Below are 15,434 nucleotides of genomic sequence, written 5' to 3' on the forward strand. Positions count from 1 at the left end.
CGATTATGTTGGGGCAGAGGTAATAAGGTGCTGCTAGAAAAATAAGGCCAACATAATGTTGACCTTATTATCAATGAATACAGACTGTGTTAGTTAGGCTAAAAGACTTAACGTAATCAATTATTATCCATATCATTCACACTGTCGTCATTTAGTGTAGTGCGACGTGTCGGATTGGTATTTAGTGGATCGACGTTGGCTTCTCTTGCAGTTGAGCCAGTACTTGATTGGCTGGTCACGCGCTCAGCTGACGCTTCAGGCAGACCTAAGCCTACGCTAATACCATTACGTGCAGCAGCATTATTGGCGACTGGAGTATTGGCAGGCGTCGTGTTTGTTCCTGCTAGTCTCAACTGGGCGGCATTACGAATTATTTGTGTCTTGGTGGCGCCGTTATACTCGCCAGATGCGACTGATTTGTCAGTTGTGTTCGAACGACCAAGCTTGCCAAAGGTAATCTTATTGAGCCAAGTACGGTCACGTTTGGTGCTTAATTTCACACTACCGTTGCTGGTTAGCATTTCTGGGTAGTTGATCTGCAACAGCGTTTTGTACTCATTGGCCAAATCGTTTAGGCCAAGTTTTTCATGGCTATAAGCTAATACCGCAAGAGCATCTGGGGTTGATTCACTCAGCGGGTAATACTGGAATACCCATTTGGCACGGTTGACCGCTGCTACATAAGCTTCACGCTCGATATACCAATTGGCCGCGCTCATTTCGCTCTCAGCAAACTGGTTATAGATGAACGTCATACGCTGAGCGGCATCTGGCGCATATGGGCTGTTTGGATATTTATTGATAAGCTCTTGGAAGTTGGCAAAGGCAATACGCAAATACGCGGTATCACGCTCAGCTTGGTTCAGTTTAAATAACTTTAGGCTTTCAGATGAACCTTCCATATTGGCAACGCCGCGCACATAGTAGGCGTAGCTAACTTGTGGGTTAGACGGATACAGACGGATAAACTGCTCAGCACTTGCTGCCGCCATCTCATACTTGTCGCCTTCGTATTGTGCATACATCATGTCAAGCAAGGCTTGTTCAGCGTACTGTCCAGTTGGGTAGAATGTGCGCAGATTGGTCAGCTCTTCGATGCCTTGGATATAGTGACCTTTGTCAATCTGATTGACGGCCTCGTTATAATACCCTTGCTCTGATTTTTCAGCTGTTTCTACTGCCTCACCATCTTTGGCGCCAGTTAGATTTTTGAAAGTCTGGCAACCCACTAGATTGACGCTAAGCGCCAGTAGGGTTATTGAGGACAGTTTGATAAACGTATTGCCAACAGCTTGCATACTTCTTCTCCGACACAAGACGCATAATAGCAGCGGCGCTATCATGCTATATAAAAGGTTAGTGATAAAAAACGGCGCTAAATAGTCAGCGATCCACTAGCAAAAATTTTTTTATCGAATGCAGTTTTTGTTATGACGTATTGTACTGATAGATTGGGCCTGATACATAGCGCTTGTATAGTAAGCCAGTCATAGACCACATGCATTTAGCCATAATCAAACGGTTTAAATGGCAAACACGGTCAACAAAACTCAATGCTATTTTCAAACTGTATCTAAATACGGCATTCGCATACAGTGCCATAGCATACAGCAAAACATGGCTATACTTTATAGAATAACATTTGCTACGTCTATTTTTTTCGCCATCTATATTGTATAGGCAGTTTAACATGAGCGGCTGTCACGAGCGATATCGAATGTCGCTAGCATGAGTAAATATACAGTAAATTACAGCAATGTCATGTTCTAGAGAGTTAAGCGAGGCATCTTACAGCCCAAAGGTATGCTCAAAAATTATCAGATAGCATGCAGCTTCTATAGGGCTTATGCGTGCGACATGGTACACTAGAGCGGTATTGTCTTCGCTTTTTTGTACATTAAAGGTGGTTATCTACCATTTATAAGCAAAGACTATAATAAAAAAAACGACAATTTTTTATACTGATATTTATAATACTATCTTCGAAGTCACCTCACAAAACACTGTCAGGGACTTTGCCACGTATCAATGTATCAATCCGCTATGAATAATGATGCCATGACTACCAATTTATCACCGAATCAATCGCTAGATACTGATTCATCAGCACAAGAGTCACCAATGCCAAATGAAGTTTTGAACAATAATGAGCTACCTGATAATCAACCAATGATGAGTGAGCAAGTGCATGATGATGCGCTTGATAATGAAGAGTTGCTCATCGATGATGGTAATGATCTGAACGATAGCGACATTGATGATAATGATATTGATGACAGCGATATGGACGGCGACGACGATGAAGCCCCAGTAGCGGGTCAAGCTGTGCCAGTGATTGTAGATATGACGCATGTGGTCACAGAAGATCAGGCTGGTCTGCGTATTGATAAGGTCGCCTCACAAGCGTTTTCAGACTTTTCGCGTGTGCAATTACAGAACTGGATTACTGATGGTAGTCTGCTCTATAACGGCAGTGTTCAAAAACCGAAAGTCCGTGTCAAAGCAGATGACGTATTGCATCTATCAACGACGTTACAGCAGCATGGCGAAGACCAACCAGAAACATAGATATCGATGTTGTTTATGAAGATGATGACGTATTGGTAATCAATAAACCTGTCGGTATGGTGGTTCACCCAGGCGCGGGTAATCAAAATGGCACTTTGGTCAATGCACTGCTATATCATTATCCTCAGCAGCATCATTTACCGCGTGCAGGTCTCGTGCACCGTATTGATAAAGACACCTCTGGATTGCTATTGATTGGCAAAACCAAACCTGCTCAGATGGCACTAATGGAGCAGCTAAAAGACAAATCTGTTTATCGTCACTATAAGTGTGTGGTGGCAGGGGACCAAGCAAGTTTATCTCGTCATCGTCGTATCGATGCGCCGATTGGTCGACATCGTAACCAGCGTACTAAGATGACGGTGATGACTGCTGGCCGCGAAGCGGTAACGCATCTGCTAAATGTCACACCATTGAACGAAAACTACTGTCTACTAGATGTTGGACTTGAGACTGGACGTACGCACCAAATTCGTGTGCATCTAAGTCACATTACTTATCCACTAGTCGGTGACCGTGTCTATGGTGGCCGTCGTCAGTTGCGCTCTGGATTGACAGAAGCTCAGCGTCAAGCTATTAATAATTTCCCGCGCCAAGCACTGCATGCCTATACGTTAGGGTTTGTGCATCCGACGACAGGTGAGGACATTGAAGTCACGACGCCACTACCTGAAGACATGCAAAAACTGATGGCCGTACTAAGCGACGGTTATTATGAAGAGTAAACGCTAATGTTTACTAGATGAGAGGTGAGAGCGAGCAGCCATGACGAACACGTTCCCGATGACAATGATTGCGCAAATTGATGATGTGGCTGTTTTTCAGACGGCTGCTTTTGTGTATGATGATATTGATGACTCTGCTGCTAAAAACCAACGTACAGGGTATGCGGGTCAGTCAAATTACGGCGAGCTGAATTTAGGTCTTCATGTCAATGATAATGCACTGCAAGTATTAGATAACCGCATGAATCTATTAGCTGCTATCAATGAGCAACTGACAGATAAGTCTGCACAAAACGAGCAGCATGCGGCCATTAATCGCTTGCATTGGGTCAGTCAGGTTCATGGTAAACATATTCATGATGTCGACGCTACTACACTGAATATGGCGCCACTGTCTGCTGATGCGATGGTCAGTCAACAAAATGGTCGCGGTCTGGCAATCATGACGGCAGATTGTGTGCCTATCGTGTTATATCAACCTACCAGTGGCAAAATCGCAGCGATTCATGCAGGCTGGCAAGGATTGGCCTGCGGTGTGATACAAGAAACTGTTAATCGATTTACTGATTCAGGCCCTATACAAGCTTGGATAGCGTTTGTATCAGTCAGGAAAATTATGAAGTAAATGTAGACGTTCGTGATAAGCTATTGTCTGGGTGTATAGCCAACCAGACGTTGTCAAAGAAGCATATCGATGACTTTGTGTCGCTATTTTCCATATCGTCTTATGATGACAAGATAAAGTTGGATTTACCGAAGCTTGCTGCTATGCAGTTAGAAGCTGCTGGTGCTACAGTTGTGAATGACTTGCCTGTTGACTGTAGTTACGCAGATACTCACTATTACTCGTATCGCCGCCAGACTCATATGCACCAGCCTGCCACAGGCCGGATGGCACTGGTCATCGTCCGTCGCTAGCAGCTTTATAGTCAGCGAACTACTAAACCGCTACGGTGTTACCCTCCCTAGATGTACTATATGTACAATCTACGGTCGGCTGCCTTGTAGCTGTTTTAGATTTCTTTGGCTATATAATAATGAGTAGTGGTAAGGAAGTGATAGACAATAAAAAACAGCAGATTATTCTGCTGTTTTTTATTTAAGTGCTACATTTGTATTAACATAAGGCCTGCATTATTACAACATATGTATTAGCAAACGGAGTCGCTAGATTTTGGTACTGATAAGCCAAATAAAGGACGTAAATATAGTGCCAAGAACGTACCTGCCATTGCCAGTATGCCCCAGATATAGCCATGTAAGCTAAAAGAAGCGATACCACCGAAGTAAGCGCCGATATTACAACCGAACGCGAGACGTGCACCGTACCCCATCATCAAGCCGCCAATGACCGATGCTGCAAAGTTACCAGTAGTAATCTTAGTAAACTTGAACAAACCACCCGCAGCAGAAGCGATAAACGCGCCAATGATGATGCCGATATTCAATACAGTGGTCGAATCTGCAAAGATAGAAGCTTCAAGCGCCGCTGCATTAGCCCCTTGCCAATAGCCCCAGCTAGCCACATCCATGCCAAAGCCGTTTGCAATTTTAGAGCCCCACAATGTGAATGCTGACGTAATACCCCACGGTTGACCACGTGTAAGCAATGTCAGACCGTTGAGTAAAGCTAAGACGATTGCGGCAGCAAATAGCGGCCAAGAACCACGAAAGATTCGTTTCCAACCAGACTCAGAAGGCACGGGCGCCATCTTCGGTGCGTTTCTTTTTTTCTCAACGACTAACGTCACCCATGCGATAATGCCAAATATAGCAAGCGATACCAGCCATGCCCCTGTATAGCCAAGACCTGTAGAGGTTGCCAAAGAGAAAGGCGCATAAGCGGGCATCTCTTCTGTCCAGAATGGCAAGTGATAAGCCCAATCGTGGCGCCCACTATGAAGAAAATAAAGGTGATGAACATAACAGAGCGTCCACCGCCTACCGCATAGAGCGTACCAGAGGCACAGCCGCCACCAAGTTGCATGCCGATACCAAATACAAATGCACCTACGACTAGACTGACCCCTAATGGCGCGACATAACCTGCGACAGGACCGCCAAATAGCGTCGTGCCATAAGCAAGGATTGGCGCAAATAGCGTGACAGCAACTGCCAACATCAGCATGTGTGAACGCATCGCCTGACCGTTACCCACTGACATCATACGTCTAAAAGCAGAGGTAAAACCAAAGCGAGCATGAAAAAGGGTATAGCCTAACAAAAGACCTATGCCAAGCAAGAGTGATTGAGAGATATGTTGAGTGGCTAGTAGGTATGCAAGCACAATCAATCCTACGATGCCACCACCCATAATTAAGGGTTTTTGCGGTGCGTTTAGGGCCAGATCATCTCTGACGATAGGATCTTTTGTGTCGTTTACAGGTTGAACGAGAGTAGTCAAGGTAATAGCTTCCTTATCCGATGATGTTATCAGATATCATTTTTATAAGAATTTATATGAGTATAGTTGCGCAGGTTTGCAGAATTGGAAACTGTACGGCTGTTAATTCGATTGATTTGGTTTAGCAGTAAGAAGCGCTACATCATAATCCTATTGTTATCAATGTAAATACGAAGTGGTTAGAAAAAGTAGAATTAGTATATGATTATATGGAATAAATAAACCGCTGTGTATATGACCTTATATCAATAGTTATCTATAGTGCTGATAATTATAGGTTTATTAGGTATCAGGAATTTGTTTGTGTCACATTATCAGTTAACGCGACTGACCCATTTATACAAAATATATTAAAAGTATATGTGCTTTGCTTAGTCAGACTTTAATAAATAACTTAAAAACAAAAATACGTCTGATACAATGGGCTTGAATTCAATGAAGTTCATCGCATATATACTGGTATGTATACGTTGACATATAGAGACTATGCGATTGCTCCATCATTATTGATATTTCTGCCAGTTAAATTGACTCAAAGAAACGTTGCTTGATTCTGTTGTATCGCTCGAAAGCTTAAGTTATCGATAAGTACTTATCAGTGAAAATAAGGCCACTAGCTATCGACTGTGGCTAAGTATCCAATATTTTATAAGTTTTATTATTCAACCAATTATTTATTATTAGAGTACGTATGAATACACCTGCTAAATCGTCTAACACATCTACACCTACTGATAACGCGCCTAATGTCTCAATCGCTGTTATCTTCCATAGTAATTATGGTCATACCAAGCGTGTCGCTGAGGCGATAGTACAAGGTGCGCATCAGCAATTGCCAGCCGCGCAAGCCAAGGCTGTCGATGTGTATGATGTTGATTGGGATTATTTAGATCAGGCAGATTTGCTGGTTTTTGGTAGTGCGGTGTATATGGGCAGTGTGACGGCTGAATTTAAGACTTTTATGGATGAGACATCTAAGCGTTGGTATCATCGTAAATGGGAAGGCAAGTGGGCAGCAGCGTTTGCCAATTCGGGCGGCTGAGTGGTGATAAACTTGCTGTATTGCAGCAGATTTCTCTATATGCGATGCAACATGGTATGAACTGGATTGGTTTGCCATTGATGCCGACAGGTCATGAGGCTCATGATTTGAACCGTCTGTCTAGCTTTTTGGGTCTGATGACTCAGTCGCTTGATGGCCCACCTGAAGAGACACCAGGTTCGGGCGATATTGATACTGCTATTTGGTTTGGTGATCATCTGGCCAAAACGATTATTAAGCATCAACCAGCTGATGCTAAGCTATAAAAACAGCTAGAACCGACAGAGCGATCGAATAAAAAAGCAGACATTATTGATGTCTGCTTTTTATTCGCCAATTTTTATTGAGCGGTAAGTTCTATTAAGTGCTAGGATTTTTATGGAGTAACAAGCTTAATAGGGGCGGGCTTCACGGGGATAGGACTGTCAACGAATTGAAACGATTGACAACCTCCTAACAACATCGTTGCCACTAGCAAATAGGTAAAGGCAAATGACTTCATAGTAATATCTCAAAAACGATGCTAGCCCAACGATATGTCACGATTATCCATCATTAGAAATAATAGTAGTGAAGAGTCGGGCTTATTTGCAGACATTATATATAAAAATCAGCTGCTCATAGCAGTTTAAAGGCGATATATGTATTTGACACTGTTTTTACGCAAGCTATCTCACTGTTTGGAGTACGGCTTATCTAACGCTCAGCTTTATTATTCACTATGTATAAAATTAGAAATATTTATAAAAACAGTGTCTGGTTTTGAGTGGCTGAGTAATGAATAAAATCTACAAACCGTATAGATATTCCCTTAGATTTAAGTTATTCACCAATTATTTGCCAACTGTTCGATAGTATCTATAGGCATTTTAACGGGTTGTGTTATAAATAAGAATAGTGATAATATATTGAAAGCTGACCAAATAGTCAAGTATCGTATAGTACAAGTTTTCTAACAAAATTGTTCGATGCTTGCTGATATTTGCAACCGATTTACCTGATATAAAAAGTGCGCTGTGCTGATTTTTTTATCTCTTAAGAATGTATTAGCAAATAAAACAGAATAACCGTACTTAAAAGGTTGCAGCATGATGTAAACCAAGTGCTTACGTTCAGCATTTAAGCCGTCAAACTCCTTAAGCCTTATGCTTATCTTCATTATTTTATTTTAGCCGAGTCTTGCTATGATTAGTTTTTACTTAAATGGGAAACGCCACGAGCTAACCCAGCTTAACCCTAATACGACGGTGCTTGAGTATCTACGATTGCATGAAGGCCAAACGGATACGAAGGAAGGCTGTGGTAGTGGTGATTGCGGTGCCTGTACTGTGATGGTTCAGCGCCTGCCTAACGCTAGCCAGCCAGCGCTTAATGATGAAAATGGTAATAAAGGAAATGCTACGCCACCGTTCTATACGATTAACTCCTGTATTACGCTAGTGTCGCTCATGAATGGTTATCATCTGATGACGGCTTCTTATTTAGCAGATAATCCAGAACATCATCCAGAACGTGCTCTGCTGCATCCAGCGCAGCAGGCCATGGTTGAATGTCACGGATCACAGTGCGGTTTTTGTACGCCTGGGTTTGTGATGTCGCTAGCTTGCGTTTACGAAAACAATCGTATGCAGACAAGTCTAGAAGCAGCAAATCAGGGCGATGCCAAGCAGCTGAGCTATGATGAGGTGGTTGCTTCAATCTCTGGCAATCTATGTCGCTGTACAGGTTATCGTCCGATTATCGAGGCGGGCCTATTGATGAGTGATATCGGTCAGCAGAGAGAAGCAGAGCATTCAGCGGTGAAAGACTTGACTATCAGTCTAGCCACAGACGCGATGCGTAGTACAAAAGAATCAGCAGTATCTGAAAACGTGTCAACTGAGTTAAAGAATGAAGAGCCGAATGGTATGGTACCTGCACTTAATGATGCTGGGCGACAGTTATATATGCCCAAGTCACTAGATGAGCTTAATCAAGTATTGGCAGTCAATCCACAGGCTACGATTTGGGCAGGTGGTACGGATTTAGGATTGAGCGTGACGCAGCACTTAGTCGACCATGAGGTGATTATCCAGCTTTCAGCTGTTGAGGCCCTAAAGTCATGGTCACTACTTGACGCAAAGTCTGACCCAAGCGAAGGTTCAGATAACGAGCAAGCTTCTAGCCAATCTCTAGTACTAGGTGCTGGCATGAGCTATCAGCAGATGTTGCCTGTGCTTGAGCAGTATTTTCCAATCTTTGCACAAGTATTTGAACGCATTGCTTCTCCGCAAATCCGTAATATGGGCACCATCGGCGGCAATATAGCCAACGCTTCTCCAATTGGTGATTTACCACCGATTTTATTGGCGTTAGATGCGTCAATTCATCTGCGTCATTGCGCACCTAATCGTGAAGAGTCAGGTATCGATCTAGATCGTAGTGATTCGGTTTATACGGATGAGATCATACCTTTATCAGAATTTTTCTTAGATTATAAAAAGACCAAACTGCAAGCAGGCAGTTACGTAGTCGCTATCCATATTCCTCTGATGCATGACAATCAGCACTTATTTATTCATAAAATTAGCAAACGTTATGAGGATGATATTTCTGCTTGTTTACTAGCGGTGCGAATCGATGTATCAACAGATGGCATGACGATAGAGAATGCAAAGCTTGGGCTTGGTGGCATGGCTGCCATACCGTTATTAGCTACAACCTGTCAGCAAGCGCTCGTTGGGCAAGCGGCTGAAGTTGCGAGTTTTGAGCAAGCAGCACAAGTCTTGTCTGCAGACGTTACGCCTATGACCGATGTCAGAGCCAGCCGTGAATATCGCTCACATGTGGTACAGCGTCTACTGGTGAAGTGCGGTAAGCAATTGGTAGCAGGTAGACAGACTGAGACTGCTTAATTAGCAGAGTTGTAAATTGCTAATACCGCCTTATCGTTATATTTGCCAAGAATAAAAGAGCATTAATAAAAGCGTCCTAATAAAAGAGATCCGCCATGAGCCATCATTCGTCTTTATTTGACAGTTATAGTATCCGCCGCGTGCGTCCGCCAAAAAAACAAAATTGGTACCTCGGCTAAGCATGATAGTGCGATTAGCCATGTCATGGGGACGGCGACTTATGTGGATGATATTGCAAAACCGCAAGGCACGCTACATCTGGCAGTAGGTAAAAGTAGCCACGCTCATGCACGTGTACTAAGTATGGATTTGAGCGCTGTTAGAGATGCGGATGGGGTGGTAGATGTCTTAAGTTTTAAAGATTTGCCTGCGCAGACGGATATCGGTGCGGTGTTCGACGGTGAGCCACTGATGGTGGATGACATCACAGAGTATGTGGGTCAGACGTTATTCGTAGTAGTAGCGAGCAGTCATCGCGCTGCCAAAAAAAGCTGCGACAAAGGCAGTGGTGGAGTATGAGCCATTGCCAGCGGTACTTAGTATTGATAAAGCGTTAGAGCAAGAGTTATTTGTGCGTCCGAGTCATTTTATGAAGCGTGGTGACGCGGCGACTGCACTTGAGAATTCACCGATTCGCATTGAAGGTCATATTCATATGCGCGGGCAAGAACACTTTTATCTCGAAGGCCAAGTGTCTTATGTCGTGCCTTGTGACGATGGCGGGCTAGAAGTGTATACGTCGTCACAGCATCCAAGCGAAGTACAGCAGCTGGTCGCCGAAGTGACAGATCTGCCATTTCATGCGGTAAACACAGTCGTGCGCCGTATGGGTGGCGGGTTTGGTGGTAAAGAAACGCAAGCCGCTGCATGGGCATGTCTGTGCGGTATTATCGCCAAACGTCATAACGTTCCTGTCAGTATGCGTCTAGATCGTCAAGATGACATGGTGGTGACGGGTAAGCGTCATGAGTTTGCCAACCGTTACGAAGTCGGTTTAGACGAGTCTGGGCGTATATTGGGCGTTGATATGCAATTGGCTGGCTTGTGTGGCTATGCACCAGATTTGTCTGATGCTATTGTCGATAGAGCGATGTTCCATTGTGATAATGCCTATTATTATCCAGCTGCTCATGTTGCGGGTCATCGCTGTAAGACACATACGGTATCTAATACTGCCTATCGAGGATTTGGTGGTCCGCAAGGTCTGATGACTGCTGAATATATGATGGACCATATTGCCTATACGCTGGGGCAAGATCCATTACAAGTGCGTTTGGCAAACTTGTATCAAGATGGTCAAAGTACGCATTACGGTCAGACGATTGAGCATTTCGATTTGGCGACCATCATGACCAAACTGGCAGACGATTGCGATTATGACAACCGTCGCCAGCAAATCCTAGAAGCCAATCAAAAAGCTGCCGCTGAAGGCAGTGATAAACGTTTGGGTCTTGCTCTAACGCCAGTAAAATTCGGTATTTCATTTACAGTGCAAACGCTCAATCAGGCAGGTGCATTGGTACATATTTATACTGATGGCAGTATACATCTCAATCACGGCGGTACTGAAATGGGTCAAGGACTGTATATTAAAATTGCCCAGATTGTTGCCAATGAATTTGACGTTGATCTGGACACGGTCAAAGTATCAGCGACACGTACCGACAAAGTGCCTAACACTTCACCAACCGCCGCGTCATCAGGGACAGACATTAATGGTAAGGCAGCTCAAAATGCTTGTCTAAGTATCAAAGCGCGCATACTTGAATTTGCTGCTGAGCACTTCGAAGTAGCACAAGAAGACGTACGTTTTGAAAAGAACCATGTCTATATCGGTGATAAAGAAACGCTTACTTTTGCTGAAATGATTCAACTGTCGTACCAGAACCGCATCAGTCTGTCGTCTACTGCTATTATAAAACGCCTAAGATATTTTATGATCGCTCTAAAGCATGGGGACGTCCGTTCTTCTACTTTGCCTTGGGTGCTGCCTGTGCTGAGGTTGAGATTGATACCTTGACGGGCGAGTACAAGGTACTACGCTGTGATGTGCTGCATGACGCGGGACAATCGATCAACCCTGCCATTGATATTGGCCAGATTGAAGGTGGCTTTGTGCAAGGTATGGGTTGGCTTACAGCAGAAGAGCTGATCTGGAATGACAAAGGTAAGCTGGCATCTGATAGTCCTGCTAATTATAAAATCCCAACCGCGCATGACTTGCCTAAGCAGTGGAATGTCAAATTGTACGATCGCAAAAACGAAGAACAAACGATTTATAACTCTAAAGCCGTTGGCGAGCCGCCGTTTATGTTGGCAGCCAGCGTGTGGTGCGCCCTCAATAATGCGGTCGCGAGCCTTGGTGATTATAAAAAGAATCCAGAGCTGACCATGCCTGCGACGCCAGAAGCGGTATTAAAAGCAGTCATGCGTATGCAAGGCACGCCGTGGGATTTAACAACTGAAGCAGATACAGATACGATTGATAGTTTAGTCAAAAACGCAGAAGAAAATAGCGACTTATACAACGAAAAAGCAATGCCGCAAGACGTGCGTCACGCTAAAGACATCGATCCAAAAAAAGTCGAAGGTAAACAAACCGATGATCAGGCTAACGCGATAGAGCATCCAAATGTAGCAGGGGCAAGAGGTCCTGCGCACAGTGAATGAGTCGTTAGTACCGCCAGTCGTCTGGTATGAAGGTCTAGCGCGATATCAGCAGCGCGGCATCGCTCACGTGTTGGCGACGGTCGTAGCTGTGAATGGATCTGCTCCTCGAGCGCTACAGGCAAAGATGATTGTCACGCAAGATAGTATCGTGGATACACTAGGCGGCGGCGGTCTAGAGCATGACGTGATCAATACGGCACGGCAGCTATTGAATGGTGAAATAACGGCAACGGTATCAAAAGAATTAAAACCAAAAGTCGCTGAAACTGACGGTGAAAGCACGTTAATACCTTCTAAAGCAGTGCGCCGTGATGCTGTCTACACCAAGCACTACCCGCTAGGTGCGAAATTGGCACAGTGTTGCGGCGGTAGCGTCACCGTTATGTTCGAATGCTTCAATGTAACGCCGCCGATGTCAGTACTAGTGTTTGGTGCAGGGCATGTAGCATCAGCGCTAATGACCATCCTCGCTGAGCTACCTTGTCAGGTAGATTGGGTGGACAGTCGCCCAGAGATGTTTAAGCGTTACTTAGTTAATGAATCTACTACTAATCAATCCAAACTTTATAGCTTACCAGCGCATATTCGTCCGCATATTGATGATGATCCTGTCGATTTTGTGCGTCCATTTATCGAGCAGGGTGGTCAGCGTTTTATTTTGGTTATGACGCATGACCATAGTGTGGATTTTGAGTTAGTACGGGCGGCATTAGATACTGTTTCTGATATCTGCTTAGCTGATGGTAAGCGCTCAGATATCTCATTACCTTATGTTGGCTGTATTGCCTCATCCACCAAAGCCAAGCGTTTTAGAGACCGTTTGATTCAGCGTGGCTACAGTGAGCAACTAGTCAATCAGTTGGTCATGCCAATCGGATTGCCAGTTGGTGGTAAAGAGCCGATGGCGGTGGCCGTGTCTATCGTGGCACAGCTACTACAGCAGTATCATCAGGCTATTTCTTGAACGGCTCACCCCATATAATTTTTATACTTTTTATCAAATTATTAAAGCGCTCAGTACTATTTATCAAAACGCTCAGGACTACCAAGCCATTGTGAGATCTACGAATGACCCTACATATTTATCAAGCTCGACTGCTGCACTATTTGACCGAAAGCGATCGTACTGAGCGTACATCCTCTGATCATTCACAGACATTAGCTGTGGAACGAGACGTAACGTTACTACCAGTGATTGAAGGTGTCCGAATTTATCCTGAATATATCGCTGATGGTGCGCTTGTCGTAGATGGTGTGACAGGGTGCATTGTAGAGTATGGTCATAACGAGACAATATTAGCGAAATATACTAATACCTCTGAGCAAGCAGGACAGTTAGTAGTCAAAGTACATGATTATCGCGATAAGTTGATCATGCCAGGCTTTATTGATACCCATGTGCATTATCCGCAAATAGATATGATTGCTGCTTACGGTGAGCAATTACTTGACTGGCTTAACAATTATACTTTCGTCACCGAGCCAATTTTGGCGATCCGAAAGTAGCGCATGATACGGCACAGTTCTTCTTAAACCAGCTGCTGGCAAATGGTACGACGAGCGCCATGGTGTTTTCTACCAGTCATCCTGAATCAGTGAGCGCATTTTTTTACGGAAAGTCACAAGCTCAATACTCGTATGATCACGGGTAATGTCTTGATGGATCAAAATGCGCCTGATAATTTGTGTGTGCCTGCTGAGCAAGGCATTCGAGATACCCAGAACATCATTGATAACTGGCATGAGCGCGGCCGTCAGCATGTGGCGATTACCCCGCGCTTTGCTATTACTTCGACACCCAAGCAACTACAAATGGCAGGTGAGCTGTATGCCAGTTACGAGAGTGTTTATCTGCAGACGCATCTAGCAGAAAATCATGATGAAATTGCCTTTGTAAAACAATTATATCCCAATCATAAAGGCTATCTCGATGTCTATGATACGATGGGATTACTGGGTCGACGCACCACCTTGGCACATGGTATTCACCTTGAAATATCTGAGTATGAACGCTTACGCGATACTGGTACGCAGATATCACACTGTCCGACGTCCAATCTGTTTCTGGGAAGTGGACTATTCGATTTACCCAAGACGTTAAGTTATACCGGTGTCAGTATCGCCACTGACGTTGGAGCAGGGACAAGTCTGTCGATGCTGACGACTCTGTCAGAAGCGTATAAAATCCAACAACTACAAAGCAATCAACTATCCGCTCATCAAGGCTATATCAAATTACTTTGGGTAATGCCCAGTCGCTATTATTGGACGATAAAATCGGTAACTTTATGCCAAATAAAGAAGCGGATTTTGTGGTCATCGATATGGGTGCAACGGCATTGCTTGAGCGGCGTATGGCGCAGACCAAGACACTGGAAGAGCAGTTGTTTGTACTAATGATGCTGGGTGATGATAGAGTAATTGATCAGACAGTCATCGCAGGCGTGAGTCGCTATCGTAAATCTACTGCTTAATAAATTAGCGAAAAATATGAATAACGAAAAAGCCCTGTTTATGTTAAACATAAACAGGGCTTTTATCAGATTGATTTGTGCTTAATGACAGCTTAGTTGCATTCATCTTTTAACTCAATAGACACATGCCACTCCGTGATATCAATCTCATGACAGTTATTACCCTCGCCATTGATACGATCAATAACTAAGAAATCACTGTCACGCCCAAGCGCGAGTAGAGGGTGATGCCAGACATTAGCATCGTACTGTACACCTTGGTGAGATTTCGCGTAAAACACTGCTAGGTCATCAGGCGACTGCGGCGGCACACCAGCTTTAGCAACTACGACGATATAGTCTTGGCCTTCCATAGATACAAATGCTTGTGTCCCAAGCGGATGATATTCCATGACCGAAAGGGCAATCGGATTCTCACGCTTTTTGGCTCGAAAGATACTCATGCCAACTGCACCACCGTCTAGTTTACTTTCGGCAAGTGCATGATGACGAACCGCATAGCCATTATTGATCTCATAAGTATTATCAGCGGTTTGCTCATTATCACTATAGCGCTCGATGACCGAGCCATAGGGGGCAAAGTTTGCCTTGGTCAAAGGCTTAGCCGTTAGTGTGACACTCATTATTCAGCCTCTTTGCTATCAATATCAGTACATT

Annotated in this window: 11 protein-coding genes and 3 pseudogenes; 10 read left to right on the forward strand and 4 right to left on the reverse strand. The window is 44.1% G+C overall.

The features are described 5' to 3' along the window. Positions 1–116: 116 nt before the first annotated feature. Positions 117–1,298, reverse strand: a complete 1,182-nt coding sequence (locus TT11_RS02090) for an outer membrane protein assembly factor BamD (RefSeq protein ID WP_261868917.1) — start codon at positions 1,296–1,298, stop codon at positions 117–119. A gap of 760 nt (positions 1,299–2,058) precedes the next feature. On the opposite strand from TT11_RS02090, the pseudogene TT11_RS02095 reads away from it, so the two are divergent. The 3 genes and pseudogenes from TT11_RS02095 to TT11_RS02105 all read left to right on the forward strand — a co-directional run bounded on the left by TT11_RS02095 (position 2,059) and on the right by TT11_RS02105 (position 4,211). After that, positions 2,059–3,293, forward strand: a pseudogene (locus TT11_RS02095) (RluA family pseudouridine synthase). 40 nt (positions 3,294–3,333) lie between these two features. Beyond that, the gene (locus TT11_RS02100; RefSeq protein WP_261868918.1) at positions 3,334–3,918 is read left to right on the forward strand and encodes a polyphenol oxidase family protein; all 585 of its coding nucleotides are present in this window, start codon (positions 3,334–3,336) and stop codon (positions 3,916–3,918) included. Between the two features lie 23 nt (positions 3,919–3,941). Continuing rightward, on the forward strand, positions 3,942–4,211 hold the full coding sequence (locus TT11_RS02105) for a laccase domain-containing protein (RefSeq protein ID WP_261868919.1): 270 nt from the start codon (positions 3,942–3,944) through the stop codon (positions 4,209–4,211). 233 nt (positions 4,212–4,444) lie between these two features. Here the strand turns inward: TT11_RS02105 and TT11_RS02110 are convergent, their stop codons facing one another. Together TT11_RS02110 and TT11_RS02115 are read right to left on the reverse strand one after the other, a co-directional pair. After that, positions 4,445–5,119, reverse strand: a complete 675-nt coding sequence (locus TT11_RS02110; RefSeq protein ID WP_261868920.1) for a YeeE/YedE family protein — start codon at positions 5,117–5,119, stop codon at positions 4,445–4,447. Then, positions 5,041–5,697 carry a YeeE/YedE family protein gene (locus TT11_RS02115; protein ID WP_261868921.1) on the reverse strand — a complete coding sequence of 219 codons (657 nt, stop codon included), beginning with the start codon at positions 5,695–5,697 and terminating at the stop codon, positions 5,041–5,043. The genes TT11_RS02110 and TT11_RS02115 overlap by 79 nt, the downstream gene beginning before the upstream one ends. A gap of 691 nt (positions 5,698–6,388) precedes the next feature. On the opposite strand from TT11_RS02115, the pseudogene TT11_RS02120 reads away from it, so the two are divergent. The 7 genes and pseudogenes from TT11_RS02120 to TT11_RS02145 all read left to right on the forward strand — a co-directional run bounded on the left by TT11_RS02120 (position 6,389) and on the right by TT11_RS02145 (position 14,700). Further along, positions 6,389–7,005: pseudogene (locus TT11_RS02120) on the forward strand (flavodoxin family protein). A gap of 918 nt (positions 7,006–7,923) precedes the next feature. Next, positions 7,924–9,633 (forward strand): xanthine dehydrogenase small subunit, encoded by a 1,710-nt coding sequence (locus TT11_RS02125; RefSeq protein WP_261868922.1) that lies wholly within the window; start codon positions 7,924–7,926, stop codon positions 9,631–9,633. A 117-nt stretch (positions 9,634–9,750) separates the two neighbouring features. After that, the gene (locus TT11_RS02130; RefSeq protein ID WP_261868923.1) at positions 9,751–10,152 is read left to right on the forward strand and encodes a hypothetical protein; all 402 of its coding nucleotides are present in this window, start codon (positions 9,751–9,753) and stop codon (positions 10,150–10,152) included. Between the two features lie 70 nt (positions 10,153–10,222). Next, a pseudogene (gene xdhB, locus TT11_RS02135) lies at positions 10,223–12,303 on the forward strand (xanthine dehydrogenase molybdopterin binding subunit). Then, complete coding sequence (locus tag TT11_RS02140; RefSeq protein WP_261868924.1) at positions 12,296–13,267, forward strand: XdhC family protein; 972 nt, start codon at positions 12,296–12,298, stop codon at positions 13,265–13,267. Before xdhB ends, TT11_RS02140 begins: the two are co-directional and overlap by 8 nt. 104 nt (positions 13,268–13,371) lie before the next feature. Beyond that, entirely contained in the window at positions 13,372–13,809 is a 438-nt protein-coding gene (locus TT11_RS16860; protein WP_370587737.1) for a hypothetical protein, read from the forward strand. A gap of 153 nt (positions 13,810–13,962) precedes the next feature. Further along, positions 13,963–14,700, forward strand: a complete 738-nt coding sequence (locus TT11_RS02145; protein WP_370587738.1) for an amidohydrolase family protein — start codon at positions 13,963–13,965, stop codon at positions 14,698–14,700. A gap of 169 nt (positions 14,701–14,869) precedes the next feature. Here TT11_RS02145 and TT11_RS02155 read toward each other — a convergent pair whose 3' ends face one another. Beyond that, positions 14,870–15,400 (reverse strand): ureidoglycolate lyase, encoded by a 531-nt coding sequence (locus tag TT11_RS02155; protein ID WP_261868925.1) that lies wholly within the window; start codon positions 15,398–15,400, stop codon positions 14,870–14,872. Between the last annotated feature and the right edge of the window lie 34 nt (positions 15,401–15,434).

Source organism: Psychrobacter sp. JCM 18901, assembly GCF_000586435.1.
Taxonomy (GTDB): domain Bacteria; phylum Pseudomonadota; class Gammaproteobacteria; order Pseudomonadales; family Moraxellaceae; genus Psychrobacter.

Excerpts from the sequence above, each read along its gene's own strand:
- TT11_RS02145 (WP_370587738.1), top strand. The coding sequence starts at position 13,963 with ATGGATCAAAATGCGCCTGATAATTTGTGTGTGCCTGCTGAGCAAGGC.
- TT11_RS02100 (WP_261868918.1), top strand. The coding sequence starts at position 3,334 with ATGACGAACACGTTCCCGATGACAATGATTGCGCAAATTGATGATGTG.
- TT11_RS16860 (WP_370587737.1), top strand. The coding sequence starts at position 13,372 with ATGACCCTACATATTTATCAAGCTCGACTGCTGCACTATTTGACCGAA.
- TT11_RS02090 (WP_261868917.1), bottom strand. The coding sequence starts at position 1,298 with ATGCAAGCTGTTGGCAATACGTTTATCAAACTGTCCTCAATAACCCTA.
- TT11_RS02155 (WP_261868925.1), bottom strand. The coding sequence starts at position 15,400 with ATGAGTGTCACACTAACGGCTAAGCCTTTGACCAAGGCAAACTTTGCC.
- TT11_RS02125 (WP_261868922.1), top strand. The coding sequence starts at position 7,924 with ATGATTAGTTTTTACTTAAATGGGAAACGCCACGAGCTAACCCAGCTT.